Here is a 17996-nt window from a genome sequence, read left to right as displayed (position 1 = left end):
ATTAAATAAGGTCTAAAACGTTTTCAACATCTTTCAATAAATCCTCAATGTCTTCGATCCCGATACTCAATCGAACCAAGTCATCTGTGATTCCAATTTGAGCTCTAATATCTGCTGGAATAGAAGCATGTGTCATCGTTGCAGGGTGATTTGCTAATGATTCAACACCACCTAATGATTCTGCAAGCGTAATAACTTTTAAGTTTTCTAAAAGCTTAAAAGAATCTTCTTTCTTTCCTGATTTTAATGTAAATGAAAGCATTCCACCGAAAGTTTTCATCTGCTTCTTAGCAAGTTCATGATTTGGATGACTTTCTAAGCCTGGATAATAAACTTTATCCACTTTTGGGTGTGAAGCTAAGAACTGAGCCACTTGCATAGCGTTCTCGGCATGTCTTTGCATTCTTAAACCTAAAGTTTTAATTCCTCTTAAAACCAAAAACGAATCCTGTGGTCCTAAAATTCCTCCCCCAGCAAAAATTTGAAAGTGAACTTTTTCCGCTAATTCTTCGTCTTTCACGATTAATGCACCAGCAACTAAATCTGAATGACCACCTAAATATTTCGTAGCCGAGTGCATAACAATATCAGCGCCCATATCTAGTGGTGTTTGGTTATAAGGAGAAGCAAAGGTATTGTCAACCGCTACCAAAATATCTTTTCCTTTAGCTAAACTTGCTACACCTTCGATGTCAATTACCTTTAATAAAGGATTGGTAGGTGTTTCTAGCCAGATTAATTTAGTTTTATCTGTAATATGTGCTGCGAAATCTTCTTTATGAGAACCCGCTACAAATTTGAATTTGATGCCATATTTCTCATAAATTTTGGTAAACATTCTATAAGTTCCACCGTATAAATCATCTCCAGCAATTACCTCATCCCCTGGATTTAATAATTTTAAAACAGCATCAATAGCAGCTAATCCACTTCCGAAGGCAAATCCTGCAACACCATTTTCAATGCTAGCTAAAGCGTTTTCTAAAGCTGTACGTGTAGGGTTTGCGCCACGCGAATATTCATAGCCTTTGAACTGACCAGGACTAGATTGTACGTAGGTTGAAGTTTGAAAAATAGGAGGCATTACCGCACCTGTAGAAGGTTCTGGATGTTGATTGCCGTGTATGGTTTTGGTATTAAATTTCATATGTTTTAAATTGTATTCAAAATTAAAGATATCTTTATAGGATGAAAAAAATATATTATCTATCGACTTGTTCTACATGTAAGAAAATCATGGATTCTCTAAATCTTGATGGCTTTGAATTACAAGACATCAAGTCTGAACCGATAACCAAAGAACAGTTAAAGGAAATGAAAGAACTGAGTGGAAGCTACGAAGCGCTTTTTTCTCGAAGAGCAAAACTTTACCAAGAAAAAGGATTAAAAGATGTTGATCTTCAAGAAAAAGACTTCGAACAATATATTTTAGAGCATTATACTTTCTTAAAGCGTCCTGTGATAATTTCTAATGATGAAATATTTATTGGAAGTAGTCCTAAGACAAAAGCTGCGCTTCAAGAAAAGTTTGGAAAATAATTAGTCTCTAATTCCAGAAGCTACTGCGAATTCTTCTGCAAATAATCTTATTTTTTGAGCTACATCTTTCTCAGATGTGGCTCTTTCGTATGTGCTCGCCATAGAAGCAAACATCTGGTGAAAAAATATTTTCATATCATCCATTGGCATTTCTTTGGTCCATAAATCGATGCGCAAAGCTTCTTTGTTATCTAAATCCCAAACCGATAAAATGGCTGCTTTGGTTTCTTGTCTTTCAACACCACCATCTTTCGCACTCCAATGCAAAGTTTCTGGAACGTTGTTGTCATCTAAACCAACTTCTATTATAATTTCTGATTTCTTCATTTTAATTATAGTTTAATTTACAGGCTTGTAACCTGATTCTTTAAATATTTTTAATAAATCTTGATCTGTTAAGAATGTTTGTAAATCAACATCCTTTTTCTTGTCTAAATAAGCTCTACAAATTTGCCAGCCCATCCATGCACCAATTTTTCCTGGTGATTTGGTGTCGTTATCTGAAAAGAATTTAGAAAAAGGTGCAGGATCTAAGAACCTTTCATTTAATTTTTTATCATCATTAAAGAAAATCTGCTCTTCCGTGAAATATAAATATACCTGCGCTTCGTTGTCATAAGACCAAGCAATTTCTTCTTCTGTATATCCAATTTTAGCAGCATCTGAAGTGTGTGGTAATAATGCATCTTGAATGATTAAAACCTTTCCTTCGTAAATCATTTTTTCAATAAAATTCCTTTTTCTAATATCATAAGGAACCATTTGTCTTGCCATGCTTTCTACCACTTTTGGTTTAAAGTTGTTAGGATTCATTTGAACTCTGAAATAATCTTGAATTCTCATAGCCTCATAAGATGAGTTGTCTTCTCCTAAAAACCAATCCAAACCAATTACCATATCCTTAGATTTAGGAAAATAAGCAACGGGATATTCATAAGGCAATTCCCCAGTAAAAGTATACACGTTGGGAACTTCAAAATTAGGATAGAAGTATTTTAATCTCTTAAAAATATCAGCCAATGAATCTTTAATCGCTTGTGGATTGTTATAAGTTTTTAATACATCTTGGTGTAATGCATTGCTAAGAGAATCTTGGCGACGAGTGTTTAGAAGTGAGTCTGTTGCAGCTTCAAAAAAGTCTGGGAATTTAGCTTTTAAATCCTCATTAGAAACCGAAGCATCATAATAAGTGCTTGAAATATCGACTAAATTTATGTCTTCAATTTCGGGAGTAGTTTCGATTTCCCAACGATAGGAATCTTTATCTCCACAACTCAACAATAGGAAAACGCTCAATAAGCTTAATACTTTGAATACATTCATTACCTTTACATTTCTCAAAAAGTCAAAATTAAAGATAATAATGCAGACAAAAGCAGTAATTGACTATATTGTTAAATGGTTAGATGATTATTTGACAAACTCAAGACAAAACGGCTATGTAATCGGGATTTCTGGAGGTATAGATTCAGCGGTAACTTCAACTTTAGCCGCCATGACCGGAAAACCTCTTATGGTAATAGAAATGCCGATTCATCAGGATCCTAATCAAGTTACTAGAGGTAAAGAACATATCGCATGGTTAAAAGAAAATTTCTCAAATGTGCACAGTTCAGTGGTAGATTTAACAACTACGTTTGATTCTTTTGTAGAAGCGATAGACGTAGATAAATCAGACAGCGAATGGGAACTTTCACTTGCTAATTCTAGATCGAGATTGCGCATGACGACTTTGTATTATTATGCAGGTTTACATCGATATTTAGTATTGGGTACTGGAAATAAAATTGAAGATTTCGGTGTAGGATTCTTTACTAAATATGGTGATGGAGGAGTAGATGTTTCTCCTATTGCAGATTTATTGAAGAGTGAAGTATTTTTGTTAGCCAAAGAACTTAATATTGTTGAGTCTATTCAAAAAGCTCAACCAACCGATGGACTTTGGGCTGATAATAGAACCGACGAAGATCAGATGGGAGCAACTTATGATGAGCTAGAGTGGGCTATGAAAGTAGATGCTGATAAAACTCCAGATGATTTTGAAGGTAGAGAAAAAGAAGTTTTGACTATATATAGAAGACTGAATCGTGCTGCTCAACACAAATTAAATCCGATTCCAGTTGCCTATATTCCAGAAGATTTAAAAGTATAATATGCGTAGAAAAAGACCGCCATTAATTATAGAAAATATAAAATTAACCACAGCTGGTGCTAAAGGAGCAGCTATTGGTAAAACCGAAGAAGGAAAAACTGTCTTCGTTAGAAATGCCATTCCAGGTGATACGGTAAACATTAGAGTAACCAAGAGAAACAAACGTTTTTTTGAGGGAATCGTTACGGAGGTTTTAGAAGAATCACCGCATAGAATTCAACCAGAATGTCAACACTTTGGTGTTTGTGGAGGTTGTAAATGGCAAAACATGGGTTATGATACCCAGTTGTTCTACAAAGAGAAAGAAGTTAAAGATAACTTAGAGCGTATTGGTAAAATCAATGTAGATCATTGCTCGCCAATTATGGGGTCTAAGGAGATTTTCTTTTATAGAAATAAGCTAGAATTTTCATTTTCAAATCAACGTTGGATTACTGAAGACGAGATGCAGGAAAATGACGTTATTGAAGATAGAAATGCATTAGGATTTCATATTCCAGGTCGTTGGAGTAAGATTTTAGATGTTAAAAAATGTTGGCTGCAAGAAGATCCTTCCAATGCGATTCGTTTAGAGGTAAAGAAATTTGCTGATGAGCATGATTATGAGTTTTTTGATCCGGTTGAACAAGCTGGGTTTTTAAGAACTTTAATGATTCGCACAACTACGACGGGCCAAGTAATGGTAATGATTCAGTTCTTTAAAGAAAATGAAGAACAAAGAATTCAGTTGCTAGAGCATTTAAAGCAAACTTTCCCGCAGATTACAAGTTTATTATACGCAATCAATCCAAAAGGGAATGATTCTGTATATGATTTAGATATCCAAACCTATGCGGGCGAAGATTTTATTATGGAAGAAATGGAAGGTCTTAATTTTAAAATTGGACCTAAGAGTTTTTACCAAACCAATCCAAAACAAGCTTACGAATTATATAAAGTAGCTAGAGATTTCGCCAACCTATCTGGGGATGAATTGGTATATGATTTATACACAGGAACCGGAACTATTGCTCAGTTTGTTTCTAAAAAAGCACAAAAAGTAATTGGTGTTGAGTCTGTGCAAGAAGCGATTGACGCGGCTCAGGAAAATGCTAAATTTAATAACATCGATAACTGCGAATTCCTTTGTGGAGATATGAAAGATGTATTAAATGATGATTTTGTGACGAAATATGGTCAACCAGATGTAATTATTACCGATCCACCAAGAAATGGAATGCACCCTAAAGTAGTTGAGAATATCTTGAAAATCGCTCCAGAAAAAGTGGTTTATGTAAGTTGTAATTCAGCGACTCAAGCAAGAGATTTAAACTTGATGAAGGATGATTACGATATAGTTAAAATTCAGCCGGTAGATATGTTCCCACAAACATATCATGTTGAGAATGTAGTGCTAATGCAACGAAAATCGTAACTTTCTCCAATGAAATATTTCATTTTCATATTATCTGTTTTAACTCTTTTAGCCTCTTGCGAAGAGGATGATATTTGCTTAGACGGAAAAACACCGCAATTATATCTTAAGTTCCAAAACCAAACACCAGCAAGTGAAGGTAGAATGGATTCTTTGATTGTTTATAGAAAAGAAGCCAATGGAAACTTTGAAATGATTTTAGTAAAAGCTCAATTAAATGCAATTGATTCGGCTAAGGTTTCCTTAAGAATTGATGAGGTGAATCAAACAGAGTTGATTTTAACAACAAGAAGAAATGAACCTGCTTTGTATGATACGTTAAGGGTTAACTATGATAGAAATGTGGTTTATGGCTCTAAAGCTTGTGGTTACAAAGTGAATTACATTCAAACAGAATATAATATAACACAACAATTTTTTGTTGATAAAGAAGAATTAGATACGAATATAACCAATGAAGAAGCTCCTCATTTATTGCTTTATTATTAGTCCTTTTTGGCTATTGGCTCAAGTAGATTCTACCCAAGTAAAATCCAATCAACAGGGCGTTTTAGTGGGTGTGGATTTATTTAATCCAATTGTAAGTGCATTTTCTGATAAAAAGGGATTTGAAGCTATGGTTGCTGTTCCGATTAAAAAACGTTGGAATGTTGTAGCTGAGGTTGGTTACGAGCAAAATCATTTTGATAATAACAATTGGGATGTTGATGCCAAAGGAATTTATGCAAGAGCTGGTGTAAATTGGTTTGTTTCTCAGGATAATACTAATCCCAATATGGGCTATTATTTTGGTGGACGAATTGGTTTTTCTCCTTTTCAGCAAACTATCAACAAATATGTAATTCAAGGTGTGGACATGCCTAATGTAGAAGGAAGTTTACCACAACATAATGCTTCGGCGGCATGGTTAGAGCCTTTGGCGGGTGGTAGAGTTCAGGTGTTTAATACGCCGTTTTATGTGGACGCTAATGTTCGACTTAAAATTAAATTATTCGACACCAACGAGGAGGATTTAACGCCTCTGATTATTCCTGGCTTCGGAACGAACAACAATGGTTTGAATTTTGGGGTGAACTGGAGCTTGGGTTATGTTTTTTCTTTTTAATAATATCATATAAATTAATCATATCATGAAAATAATTGGACTTACAGGAGGAATTGGATCTGGTAAGAGTAGCGTTGGGAACCTTCTAGAGCATAAGAATATTCCTATTTATTATTCTGATTTACGCGCACATGAAATCATGAATGAATCCGATAAAATCGTTAGCACGCTCAAGGAACTGTATGGGGACGATATATATGTAGACGGAAAATTAAATCGTGAGAAATTAGGTAGTATAGTTTTTGCAGGTAAGGATAAGTTAGCTGCATTGAACGAGTTAGTTCATCCAGAAGTTTTTGCTGATTTCGATACTTGGAAAAAAGAACAAAATTCAGATTTCATTATTAAGGAAGCTGCTATTTTATTCGAATCTGGTTCATATAAGAGTTGTGATATTGTAGTAACCGTTTCAGCTCCTTTAGAAACAAGAATTATCCGAACGATGGCAAGAGATGATAAATCTAGAGAAGAAGTGATGGATAGAATTTCAAAACAATGGACGGACGAGCAACGTGAAGAGAAAGCTGACTATATTATTAAAAACGACAGTAGCTTCTTGGATTTAGAAAGAGAGGTAGAGCAGTTTTATTATTGGTTGCAAAATTCAATTTAAGCTTATAAATAACGCAAAAATTAAATTCACAATTTGAAAGCAAAATTTTTCAAAATATTAATCTTGTTAATGACATTCTCCATTATTGGATTGATTGTCGTGCAACTTTATTGGCTCAACCAAGCCTTCCGTCAAGGAGAAAATGAGTTCAACTCTCGTGTGATTAAAGCCATGGACGAGACGGTTCAATTTGTGAATCAAAATGAGTTAAACCAATATTATAAATTATTTAATGAGACGCGTAAAACAATGAAGGATAGCGTTAATGCGCCTCAAGTGATTACGTCTCAAATAGAAAGTGACTCGGCAAATGTGAAGTATGTTTACCTCACGCGTTATATGATGGATAAAATCGTATTACCTGTTTCGGGTATTTACGAAGACTCATTGAATGTAACCGAAATGTATTCTGCCGAGCGAGCTATAAAACTTAAGAAAGATAGTAGTTTACAGCATTTTCAGCCAATTGATGTGAACTTAGAAGCGGAGTTCAAAGATGCCAATTATACCTTGGAGAGATTTGCTCGTTTCGATGCGGGAAATAAACCAATTTCCAGAAGAATTGATTTAAATAAATTGGATTCTCTATTTAAGAATAAGCTTAAAAAATGGCATATTGAAACACCTGTAGAATTAGCTGTCACAAATGAAGATTCTCTTACGGTAGCCATAAAAACACAAGGTTTTTCACAAACCAATCAAAATTACATAACGCCTTTATTCTATCATAAAGACGATAAGCCAAGTTATTATTTATCGGTTTATTTACCTTCTAAAAAGAAGACGATTTTCTCTAATATTTCGGCACTTTTTGCGGTTACTATATTGTTTACTTTAATCATTTTAGGGATTTATGGGACTTCACTTTGGGCGATGTTAAGACAAAGACAGATCTCTCAATTGAAGACAGATTTCATGAATAATATGACGCATGAATTCAAAACACCATTGGCTACAATTTCAGTTGCAACCGATGCGCTAAAAAGTAAAACGATTTCTAGCGACCCGGAAAAGGTAAAGCATTATGCGAATGTAATTAAACAAGAAAACAAACGCATGAACCATCAAGTTGAAATGGTATTGCGCATGTCTCAATTCGAAAGAAATGAAGTAAGACTCGAAAAATCTATTGTTAATGTTAATGATTTGGTAAAACAGAGCGTAGAATCCATCAGATTGATAGTAGAAAATAGGAATGGCACAATCTTTGAAAATTATAAAGCTGATAGGGACGAGTTGTCAGCGGACAGCTTACATTTAGGAAATATTATTTTAAATGTGTTAGAAAACGCAAACAAATATTCCCCTGAAAGCCCTCAAATCAATGTTGAAACCTATAACGTAAATAACAATTTCGTTATAAAAATAGCCGACAAGGGTATTGGGATGAGCAAAGCTGTTTTAGGTAAAGTTTTTGATAAATTTTACCGCGAAGAAACAGGAAATGTTCACAATGTTAAAGGACATGGACTAGGACTTGCTTATGTTAAATATATTGTTGAGCTACATGGTGGAGAGGTTGATGTAGAAAGTGAAAAAGGTAATGGTAGTACCTTCTATTTAAAATTACCAATAAAATAAGATTATGGCTGAAAATATAAAATTACTTTTGGTGGAAGACGATCCAAGTTTTGGAACCGTTCTAAAAGATTACTTGCAAATAAACGAGTATGATGTTACCCATGCTATCGATGGTGAAGAGGGCTGGGCTAAATTCAAGAGTGATAAATTCAATCTTGTTATTTTAGACGTGATGATGCCTAAAAAAGACGGATTTACGCTAGCCAAAGAAATTAAAGAAGTTAATTCTGATATTCCAATCATCTTCTTAACCGCTAAGAACATGCGCGAGGATGTATTAAAAGGATATAAGTTAGGAGCTGATGATTATATCACCAAGCCTTTTGACTCAGAGGTACTATTATATAAGATTAAAGCGATTATTCAAAGAAATGGCATCAACGACGAGCGATTTAATCAAGATGAGTTCAAGATTGCTAACTTTGAATTTAATGCGAAATTAAGACAGTTAAACATAAGCGGAAATCATTATAAACTATCTCCAAAAGAGAATGAGTTGTTACGCATGTTATGTGTTTATAAAAATGATTTAATGCCTCGTGAGATTGCTTTAACAAGAATTTGGAACGAAGATAACTACTTCACATCTAGAAGTATGGATGTTTATATCGCCAAATTGAGAAAGTATTTAAAAGATGATCCAGATGTTGAAATCGTGAATATTCACGGAGAAGGATTTAGATTGGTAGCCGAAGGTGATGAAGAGGATACAGAAGAATAAAGAAATTCTGATTTAAAAATATTAAAGTTCTATGAATTAATTTTCATGGAACTTTTTTTTATGTCCTAATTTTAATACTTACCTCTTTGCCAGTATTGAATTACTTTTCCTAAATCCAAGTTGAGCATAAATCGAATTCTATCGTGGTATGCGCCTAATGTAGGTTCAAAGCCTAAACTAGATTGAATCGGTAGATAAATCTCTAAGAAGTCAGGTATTAAACGCACACGCAATCCACTATCGTATACAAATTTGGTAGGTTGTAACTTGTTTTTATAAATACCCATATCGCCATATAAATCAAAAATCTTCCAAATAGGATATTCTAGATTCATAGCATACATATATTGATCGGCTTGAACGAAGAAATTAGATTTAAAACCACCTTCTGCCAATACAAACTGTTGACTCAAAAGACCACTTGTTTCTGATCTACCTAAAAGTGGATAACTAAAAGTGTAATCCGTGATTCGGTCTAAACCAAAGTCGAAGTAATCAGAGTTTTCTAAGCTATGATTAATGAAGCTTCCACCAAAAATACGAACGCCCAATCTTTTGTTTTCGGAGAATTTCCAACGCCAATAGAATTCACCATAAATCTTACTGAACTTATTAGATAACTGAAAGTTAACAAAAGCTTTCTTCTCATGAATCACGCCTGGATTCCAATATTGATATCCTAAATTATATAATTTATATTCTTTTAACTCAATATCTTCTGGTGAAGCATCGAGGGCTAATTCTCTGTCAATGTGTTGAAAATTAGTAACTATCGAACGATTTCTTAAAGAGCGTGGAGACTTATTGAAAGTGAAATTAGTGCCTAAAGAATAGCTTTTATAGGATAGCCCTTTATTATAATGTCGATATCCCATTCCAGCTTGTAATTTGATTTTTCTAAACCAGCCTTGGTTAGGATATATATTGTAGCTGGTAGAGAAAGTACCTGTTAATGTGCTTTCCCCCGTACTATATTGAGGTTTGATTTTATAGGTCCAAATTTGTGGTAAAATCGTTTTGTTACTAACACTTACACCCAATTGTAACTTGTCATAATTGTTCCACCCGATATCTGGGAAAAGGAAGATTTGGTTGTACTCATAAGAAGGATAATCCGTAACTAATCCAAATTTTAATTTTCTACGGAATAGATTTTTAGGTCGATAGTAATTGTTTCTTGGATTAAAGTCTGGAAAACTTATGCTGTCATTCAGAACAATTAAATCATAATTGTTGTTGGGAATGCTTAGGCTAGTAATTTTATCTTTAGAAATCGTCCAAGTGTCATAGGTTTTAACTCCATTTTCGTAAGCCGAAATCCTAAAGGGTAAATCTAATTCTGTTTTATTCTTAATGTTAATAATAGTGCTATCTCCTTTAAATTTTGCGTTTTTAATGGCAAAATCTAAATTCTTTCTGTTGGGGATAAAACTATCAAAAAACCAACTTACGTCCTTATCTGTATAGGTTTTGAAATAGTCTTCAAAGCTTTCAGCGGTGATAGGAGAACAACAATGGTCTTCTATCATTTTTTGTAAAATGAAGTGGAAATTGTCTTCACCCAAATAGGTAGAGAAGTTCTCAAAAGCTAATCCCGTCTTGAAATAACTAACATTCTTTTGGTTAAGATTGCTTAACTCATCAAAAGGAGTGTTAATTGCTTGGTCAAGATTTTCCGTAAGAAACATCTGATAAAAAATCTTCGAACGCTCAGTCATTTTTAGCTTAGAAGCTTCAAACATCTTGAGCGGGCGAATATTAAACAATCGAATATCATCGCTTACTTTTCCACTCAGCAATAGATCTGGATACTTTTGTTCAATATATTTCATTTGAAGATAAGCCTTAATCCCATTTCTAATCCAATGGTCATTTCGCATATCAACAATGATATTTTTATCGGCGTAGGCAGATGTTAGCTGCGCAATCATTTCTAGATTCAACCGCGTTTCTGTATCAAAAATTTGATATTTCCCAATCAACGGGATATCAATATCCTGAACACCATCAAACTTATGCTTAGAATATGATTTTTTAGAAATAAATAAAGGTTCTTTGAGTCCTCCTAGAGTATTTTTTAGGAACGCTAATTCCTCTGTAATAACAGGTTTTAATTTCGCTACATCAGCCGAATCCATATCAAATCCGAAAATTACATCTCCATGTTCTGTCGAAATAGTTTCAACAACTTCAGATGAAACCACGGCAAGTTGAAAGAAATCTAATTTATCGCCAACATAATAATTAGAACGAATTTCCTTCAAGTCAGTATAAACCTCAAAATTATCTGGAATGTTGGTATGCAATTCATAATGCGTATGATTTCCAGAAAGAGATTCAAAATCTTTATAATGCTGAACGATGATATGGTCATCTTTTTTTACGCCAGGTTGCAAAAAGAAGTATTTCAATAACAAACTACCATCTTCTTTTAGGCCATAGTTCGTAATCTTAGCATGAGGTAAATGTATGGAGTAATTAGCTTTAAACTTAAGTCGGTCTTTTCCCTTAGGAACAATCAATTTAATGATTTCATTGTCAACATAGGTGTAGGGAATTCGCTTATTGTTTTCGTCTAAAAAGCGTAAATCTTCAATCCAACCTCTATCTGAAATTGGCGCAAAATGCAATTCATCTTTTCGGTTGCTAAGTTTGGTCTTAGCAAGTGTTGTGTTCTTATCCTTATAGGCGTTTGCCCAAGCATATATAAAGTACTCATTATTGCTAGAGTTGGGCAGCACATCAAAGCGCTGCTGAACATCTACAATGGGCGAAAAGCCTTCGTAGCTAAAATGAATATCTATACTATCAGACTGCGCCGATAGTAGAAGGAAATTCAAGAAAAACAATAAGATAAAACCCTTTTTCATATTTCAACTTTCAATATTAAGAAATTATCTTTCAAGCTGATAATACATTGGCTTAAAATTTGAATTAATTAAACAAAAAAGTCATCATGAAAAATATATTGCTAACTATGGGGCTTTTACTTCTTATGGTTTCATGTAGCAAAGAGAGTAATAAAGTTGTTGTGGTAGATAGGTTTAGTGCTAATCAAGTTAGTCAAATCGACCTAGAGCGACGTAATGCTGAGAGAATATTGAATTGGGTAGGAACCTATTATGGGATTCTGCCTTGTGCAAGTTGTCCTGGGATAGAAACAACTTTAGAATTGAAACCAGATCAAACTTTTGAATTAAAAACTATTTATCAAGATACCGATAAAAAGCCTATCATAGAGAGAGGTAACTTTGATTGGCATAAAATAGGAAACCAGGTAACTTTAAAGAATAACGATGATTTACAATTCAAGATCGAGAAAGATCAAGTTCGTTTTTTAAAGAATGATGGAAAAGCTGTAACTGGGAATATTGGTAAAGCCTATATTCTAAAAAGGAAAAAATAAATTATAAGAAAATGAAAAGATGGTTGTTTAGTTTTGCTTTAATAGGGATTCTTTTTAGTTGTAATAATAAAGCAGCTGAGGCTACTGCCGTAGAAGCAAGTCAAGAGAAAGCAATTCCCAAAACGGATACTGCAGATTGGATAGGAGAGTACTTTGGTACAGTTCCTAGTTCTAAAGATATTGGTTTGGAAATGAAATTGATTTTAAACCCATCCAATACTTATAGTTTGCAAATTACCCATCTACGTACCAACCCTAAGGATAACGAAGTGAAAGAATTCACGGGAGATATTCATTGGGATGAAGATAGTACAACCATCGTTTTAAAAGAGTTAGATTCTTTGTCTAATAAATTTAAAGTAAAACCGGGTAAAGTGGAATATCTAAATCCAGATGCCACACCAAATACCGGAACATTAGCTGAATTTTATACCCTAAAGAAGAAATAAGGAGAGATAGCTGAAGATTTAAACAATCTTTGTCTATAATCGTCGTTATTTTTTTGAATACACTACAAAAGCAATTACTTTTGCTTTAAATTTTTAATTGAATATGCAAGAAATACAGGATTCTCTAGCACTTAACGAAACTGTGAATCAAGTTTTGACCAAAGAAGTTTCTATTTATGATATGATTACGCAAGGTGGAACCTTTGGAGTCATTATTATGATTGTTCTATTTTTACTCTTTGTAGCCGCCATCTATCTTTTTATAGAGCGCTTTTTAACGATCAAGCGATCATCTCAAATCGATGAAAACTTTATCCATCACATTAAGGATTTTGTATATGACAATAAAATTGAATCTGCTGTAGAACTTTGTCGCAGAACTAATTCTCCAGAAGCGAGAATGATTCAAAAAGGTTTACAGAGAATTGGTCGTCCTTTAAAGGAAATTAGCGATGCTATTGAAAATACAGGAAGACTAGAAGTCTATAAATTAGAAAGGAATATTAATTATCTAGCTACCATTGCGGGTGCAGCGCCTATGATTGGATTCTTGGGGACAGTAATCGGTATGATTATGGCCTTTATGGAAATCGCTAACACCGAAGGGCAAGTAGATCCTAAGTTATTATCTTCAGGTATTTATGTGGCTATGTTAACCACAGCTGCTGGTTTAGTAGTTGGTATTTTGGCTTATTTATTTTATAACTTCTTAGTTATGAAAGTTGATAAGAGTGTACACAGCATGGAATCATCTGTAACTGATTTCTTAGATTTATTGAATAAACCAGTTGTGAAATAATGGAATTAAGATCTAGAAATAAAATCGATCCAAGTTTCAGTATGTCATCAATGACGGATATTGTATTCCTATTGTTGATCTTCTTTTTATTGACATCATCTTTGGTTCCTTCTAATGTATTGGAGTTAAAACTTCCTAAAGCAGACGGAGAAACTGTTCAGCAAGAGCAAGTGATTGTTAGTATCAACAACGAGGGAGAATACTTTGTTGGAGAAAGAAGCATTAGTAAAGATCAATTAGAATTTGAATTAAATAATCTCTTACAAAATGTTCCGGAAGGTTCATTTGTATTGCAGGCAGAAGAAAATACATATACTAAAGATATTGTGTATGTAATGGATGTTGCCAATCGTAATAAATATAAAATGGTTTTAGCCACCCAACCGAATGAGTGATTTTAGAGACATAGAAGTTAAAGCAAGTAACCAAAGCCTTATCATATCTGTTGTGATAGGGATTCTGTCCTTGTTGTTACTTTTAGTCACATTTACTTTTGAAGATACTTATCCAAAGTTTCAACCGATTGAAATCGCTATGAATTTTGGGAATACAGATGTTGGTCAAGGTGAAGCTGAGCCAATGCCGGCAGAAACACAAGAAGCAGCGGAGTCTTCTTCGCCAGCAGTAGAGCAACCACAAACTGTGACGCCTTCTACACCGGTTACAAATGCAGTGACGCAAAACACAACCGAAACTAGGCCAGCTGCGACTAAAACTCCAACGCCTAAACCGCAGCCAAAGACGCAGACTAAACCTACTCCTGCACCGCAACAAACAGAATCTCCTCAACCTAAGGGAGATGCTAAAGCAAATTCTGCTTTAAGTAGCCTTATTGGAGGTAAAGGAAAAGCAAATTCAGGTGGTCAAGGGAATGACGGTACAGCTGGAAATGTAGGAGATCCAAAAGGTAGCGATAGCGATGGTACAGGTATTGGTCAAAATTGGAGATCTACCATTCCAGAGCCACAGTCCCATGATTGTACATCTTCTGGAGTAATCGTTGTCGATATTATTGTTAATGCTAGTGGTGGTATTAAATCGGCTATTCCAGGGGCAAGAGGAAGTACTTCTAATGATGCTTGTCTTAAAACCAAGGCTAAGTCGCTAGTGGAACAATATGTTAGAGCTTACCCAGGTTCGGATGGTAGACGTGGGACCTATAAAGTAAACTTGAGATAATTTCATCAAGTTTAATTTTACAATATTTAATATCTCATTCCTTTGAAGAATTATAACGAAGTCGAGCAATGGCTTTTTCAAAAACTACCCATGTTTCAACGTGTGGGAGCAACTGCATATAAAGCCAATTTAGATAATATCATTAATTTCTGTAAGTATTTAGGCAACCCACAGGATCAGTTCAAAACGATTCATGTGGCAGGCACCAACGGAAAGGGTAGCACATCCCATATGATGGCTTCAGTCTTGCAAGAGGCTGGTTATAAGGTAGGGCTTCACACCTCTCCACATCTAAAACACTTTGGAGAGCGATCTAGAATCAATGGTCAAAATATGCCTGATGTCTTTATCATAGATTTCGTTAATCAACATAAAGAATATATAGAAAACTCGGCTGCATCTTTCTTTGAGGTAGCTGTAACTATGGGATTTGCTTATTTTGCCAAGCAAAAAGTAGATATAGCAGTTATTGAAACTGGTTTAGGTGGAAGGTTAGACTCTACCAATATCATTCATCCAGAGATTTCGGTGATTACAAATATCGGAATAGATCATGTGTCGATTCTAGGGGATAATGTAAAGGATATCGCCAAAGAGAAGGCTGGAATCATTAAAGAAAACATACCTATTGTTATTGGTGAATATTTACCTGAAACTAAAGATATTTTTAAATCTACGGCTGAGGAAAAGAATGCTCAAATTTACTTTGTTCAAGATTTAAATCTGCCTGGTTACGAATCTGATTTAAAAGGTATTTATCAAAGAAAAAATGTAAAAACCGCCGCGCAGTCCTTAAGAGTATTAAAAGATTTAGGTTGGAAAATCACTGAAGAAAACATAATAGACGGACTCAAAAAAGTAGTTGAAAATACTCAGCTACGTGGACGATGGGATGTTTTACAGCAAAGTCCATTAATTGTAGCTGATACTGCGCACAATCCGGATGGAATAAATCAAGTGAAAGCTCAAATAGCTGCTACAAAATATGATCAGCTGCACATGGTTTTGGGATTTGTAAATGATAAAGATGTCAATTCAATTTTAAGTCAATTTCCGCAAGACGCACAGTATTATTTTTGTGCTCCAAATGTACCTCGAAAATTAGAAATAGATCAGCTCAAAGAAGTGGTTTCGAGTGATTTAAATGCTGCTTATTATACAAGTGTACAAGAAGCCTTGAATGCTGCTAAAAAGAGCGCAAAACAAGACGATATGATCTACGTCGGCGGAAGCACTTTTGTGGTTGCTGAGGTGGTTTAATTTTTCGATTATTAATTTTAATTACTAAAATCCAAATTGCATTAAGTGGTGTGTTTTTAGGATAAAAACGTTTAATTAAGAAAAGTTTAACATATACTTCTCTCTTGAAGAATAACTTTAACAATAGATTAAAATTATAGTGTCATTTATTTTTGTTCTTTTGTTAAGTTGTTAAAAATGTAGAGTAGTAGTTTTATGAAGTTGAACAAATCATCCCGTAATTTTATCAATTTAGTCTTTGTTTTTGCTTTTTCTTTCGGATTTGCAGAAAACCCATTATTAGCCTACTTAAAAGTTGATACAAAGACTACACCCGAAGGAATTTCTTATTACGATACCAGCGTTTCTCCATACAAGGAATTGAACGAAGTATTAGACCGAGTAAATATTGGTGCGAAGAATTCTAAATTCAATGGTACCATCTTGATTGGTTATAAGGGAAAGGTGATTTATCAAAATGCATTTGGTGATGCAGATCGTTCAATTGGTCTAAAAAACACTTTAGACACGCCTACACAGGTTGCTTCTATTACTAAGACATTCACCGGAACAGCGGTTGCTTGGTTACAAGAAAAAGGAATTTTAAACATCAAAGATCCAGTTCAAAAATATCTTTGGGAATTTCCATACAGCAACATTACTATCGAGCATTTACTTGCTCATCAATCAGGATTGCCAGATTATTTAAAATTTAGTGGAAGATATTGGAGTTCTTCTGAGCCAATGTATAATGATGAGGTTTTGAGACAATTCTCTACTTATAAATTTGGTTTAAGGTTTACCCCTGGAACTAAATTCGATTATAGCAACTCAAACTATGCCATATTAGCTTTGGTGATGGAGAAGGTGACGGGAATGGCTTATAAGGACTTTATGTCTAAATATGTTTTTAAGCCATTAAATATGGATAATACGTTTGTTTATGATCCAAACAATGAGCCTAAATTTAAATTCGCAAAAAGCTATAATGCCAACTTTAGTATTTGGAAAAATACTCATCAAGATGGTGTTTATGGGGATAAAGGAATTTATACCACTGCTGAAGATTTATTTAAATGGGATCAAGCTCTATACAATAATGATTTTGTGTCTGAGTCAACAGCAGAAGATATTTTCGAGCCTAGAAGACCATGGAGTTTTACTAAGAATTATGGTTTAGGATGGAGAATTAAAACTTATCCAAGCGGACATAAGTATGCTTATCACACAGGTTGGTGGCATGGATACCAAGGGATTTTCGCGAGATATTTACAAGATGAGTTTACCGTAGTGATTTTATCTAATCGTTATATCAGCGGAATTTCTGATAACTCTGAGTTAATTTATGAAACTGCAGCTAAATATCTTCCTTTAACAGATTTAAACAAGAAGATTGAGATGCCTGAGGTTGAAACTCAGCAAGAGCAGGTAGATGATATTACGGACGGAATTCAAATCGTATCGAATTTTCCGTAATTCCAACAAAACCTAGTTTTTAGGTTTGTCTTTTTTTAATAAATAATAAAACAATAAGACGGTGCTCAGGGCTGTAAAAGCCAATGCAGGACCGTTTTGTTTTAAGTCAAAAATGTCGTCATATTCAATGCTTAAAAGGTTGATTCCTATAGCAAAAAGTAAGATGGCGATAAATAAATATTTGTTGTTCATAGTAGTGACAGTTGAGCTTAAGAGCGAATAGTTTAGAAGGAAATTATTGAAATATAGCTTTCTTCAAGCTGTTTTTAATTTCTTTCGGCGCAATAAAATTAGCTTAATTTAAGGCTGAAGATTGACCGAAA

The 17996-nt window shown here is 34.2% G+C and carries 20 protein-coding genes; 15 read left to right on the top strand and 5 right to left on the bottom strand.

Translation table 11 applies throughout. The features are described 5' to 3' along the window. Position 1 precedes the first annotated feature (1 nt). A complete protein-coding gene (locus NLM59_RS03290) occupies positions 2-1147 on the bottom strand; it encodes a cystathionine gamma-synthase (RefSeq protein WP_304416319.1) in 1146 nt (381 codons plus the stop codon). 41 nt (positions 1148-1188) lie between these two features. Here NLM59_RS03290 and NLM59_RS03285 point away from each other — a divergent pair, with 41 nt between their 5' ends. Next, positions 1189-1539 (top strand): arsenate reductase family protein, encoded by a 351-nt coding sequence (locus NLM59_RS03285; RefSeq protein ID WP_304416318.1) that lies wholly within the window; start codon positions 1189-1191, stop codon positions 1537-1539. Here the strand turns inward: NLM59_RS03285 and gldC are convergent, their stop codons facing one another. Next, positions 1540-1866: a gliding motility protein GldC gene (gene gldC / locus NLM59_RS03280; RefSeq protein ID WP_304416317.1), complete on the bottom strand. Its 327-nt coding sequence runs from the start codon at positions 1864-1866 to the stop codon at positions 1540-1542. It lies immediately after the preceding gene. A 12-nt stretch (positions 1867-1878) separates the two neighbouring features. Then, entirely contained in the window at positions 1879-2862 is a 984-nt protein-coding gene (gene gldB, locus NLM59_RS03275; RefSeq protein WP_304416316.1) for a gliding motility lipoprotein GldB, read from the bottom strand. A gap of 40 nt (positions 2863-2902) precedes the next feature. Between gldB and nadE the strand changes: the two genes are divergently transcribed. The 7 genes from nadE to NLM59_RS03240 all read left to right on the top strand — a co-directional run bounded on the left by nadE (position 2903) and on the right by NLM59_RS03240 (position 9125). Further along, positions 2903-3691, top strand: a complete 789-nt coding sequence (gene nadE, locus NLM59_RS03270; protein WP_304416315.1) for an NAD(+) synthase — start codon at positions 2903-2905, stop codon at positions 3689-3691. Position 3692: 1 nt separating this feature from the next. Then, complete coding sequence (gene rlmD, locus NLM59_RS03265; RefSeq protein WP_304416314.1) at positions 3693-5105, top strand: 23S rRNA (uracil(1939)-C(5))-methyltransferase RlmD; 1413 nt, start codon at positions 3693-3695, stop codon at positions 5103-5105. A gap of 9 nt (positions 5106-5114) precedes the next feature. Next, a complete protein-coding gene (locus NLM59_RS03260) occupies positions 5115-5594 on the top strand; it encodes a DUF6452 family protein (RefSeq protein ID WP_304416313.1) in 480 nt (159 codons plus the stop codon). Then, complete coding sequence (locus NLM59_RS03255; RefSeq protein WP_304416312.1) at positions 5560-6210, top strand: DUF6048 family protein; 651 nt, start codon at positions 5560-5562, stop codon at positions 6208-6210. Before NLM59_RS03260 ends, NLM59_RS03255 begins: the two co-directional genes overlap by 35 nt. Before the next feature lie 25 nt (positions 6211-6235). Then, positions 6236-6823, top strand: coding sequence for a dephospho-CoA kinase (coaE, locus tag NLM59_RS03250; RefSeq protein ID WP_304416311.1), 588 nt, complete (start codon positions 6236-6238; stop codon positions 6821-6823). Positions 6824-6892: 69 nt separating this feature from the next. Next, complete coding sequence (locus NLM59_RS03245; RefSeq protein WP_304416310.1) at positions 6893-8404, top strand: sensor histidine kinase; 1512 nt, start codon at positions 6893-6895, stop codon at positions 8402-8404. A 4-nt stretch (positions 8405-8408) separates the two neighbouring features. Continuing rightward, positions 8409-9125 (top strand): response regulator transcription factor, encoded by a 717-nt coding sequence (locus tag NLM59_RS03240; protein ID WP_304416309.1) that lies wholly within the window; start codon positions 8409-8411, stop codon positions 9123-9125. 71 nt (positions 9126-9196) lie between these two features. Here the strand turns inward: NLM59_RS03240 and NLM59_RS03235 are convergent, their stop codons facing one another. Next, a complete protein-coding gene (locus tag NLM59_RS03235; RefSeq protein WP_304416308.1) occupies positions 9197-11995 on the bottom strand; it encodes a M1 aminopeptidase family protein in 2799 nt (932 codons plus the stop codon). Between the two features lie 86 nt (positions 11996-12081). On the opposite strand from NLM59_RS03235, the gene NLM59_RS03230 reads away from it, so the two are divergent. The 7 genes from NLM59_RS03230 (at position 12082) to NLM59_RS03200 (ending at position 17673) form a co-directional block, all read left to right on the top strand. Next, complete coding sequence (locus tag NLM59_RS03230; protein WP_304416307.1) at positions 12082-12531, top strand: copper resistance protein NlpE; 450 nt, start codon at positions 12082-12084, stop codon at positions 12529-12531. An 11-nt stretch (positions 12532-12542) separates the two neighbouring features. Further along, positions 12543-12980 (top strand): copper resistance protein NlpE, encoded by a 438-nt coding sequence (locus NLM59_RS03225; protein WP_304416306.1) that lies wholly within the window; start codon positions 12543-12545, stop codon positions 12978-12980. Positions 12981-13083: 103 nt separating this feature from the next. Then, positions 13084-13779: a MotA/TolQ/ExbB proton channel family protein gene (locus NLM59_RS03220; protein ID WP_304416305.1), complete on the top strand. Its 696-nt coding sequence runs from the start codon at positions 13084-13086 to the stop codon at positions 13777-13779. After that, entirely contained in the window at positions 13779-14174 is a 396-nt protein-coding gene (locus tag NLM59_RS03215; RefSeq protein ID WP_304416304.1) for an ExbD/TolR family protein, read from the top strand. The genes NLM59_RS03220 and NLM59_RS03215 overlap by 1 nt, the downstream gene beginning before the upstream one ends. Then, the gene (locus tag NLM59_RS03210) at positions 14167-14958 is read left to right on the top strand and encodes a hypothetical protein (RefSeq protein WP_304416303.1); all 792 of its coding nucleotides are present in this window, start codon (positions 14167-14169) and stop codon (positions 14956-14958) included. The genes NLM59_RS03215 and NLM59_RS03210 overlap by 8 nt, the downstream gene beginning before the upstream one ends. Before the next feature lie 42 nt (positions 14959-15000). Then, positions 15001-16218, top strand: a complete 1218-nt coding sequence (locus tag NLM59_RS03205) for a bifunctional folylpolyglutamate synthase/dihydrofolate synthase (protein ID WP_304416302.1) — start codon at positions 15001-15003, stop codon at positions 16216-16218. Positions 16219-16413: 195 nt separating this feature from the next. After that, positions 16414-17673 carry a serine hydrolase domain-containing protein gene (locus NLM59_RS03200; RefSeq protein ID WP_304416301.1) on the top strand — a complete coding sequence of 420 codons (1260 nt, stop codon included), beginning with the start codon at positions 16414-16416 and terminating at the stop codon, positions 17671-17673. A 12-nt stretch (positions 17674-17685) separates the two neighbouring features. Here the strand turns inward: NLM59_RS03200 and NLM59_RS03195 are convergent, their stop codons facing one another. Then, positions 17686-17865 (bottom strand): hypothetical protein, encoded by a 180-nt coding sequence (locus NLM59_RS03195; RefSeq protein ID WP_304416300.1) that lies wholly within the window; start codon positions 17863-17865, stop codon positions 17686-17688. Positions 17866-17996 lie beyond the last annotated feature (131 nt).

The organism is Profundicola chukchiensis (assembly GCF_029664245.1).
Classification (GTDB): Bacteria; Bacteroidota; Bacteroidia; order Flavobacteriales; family Weeksellaceae; genus Profundicola; species Profundicola chukchiensis.
This window is presented reverse-complemented; position numbering and strand designations above follow the sequence as displayed.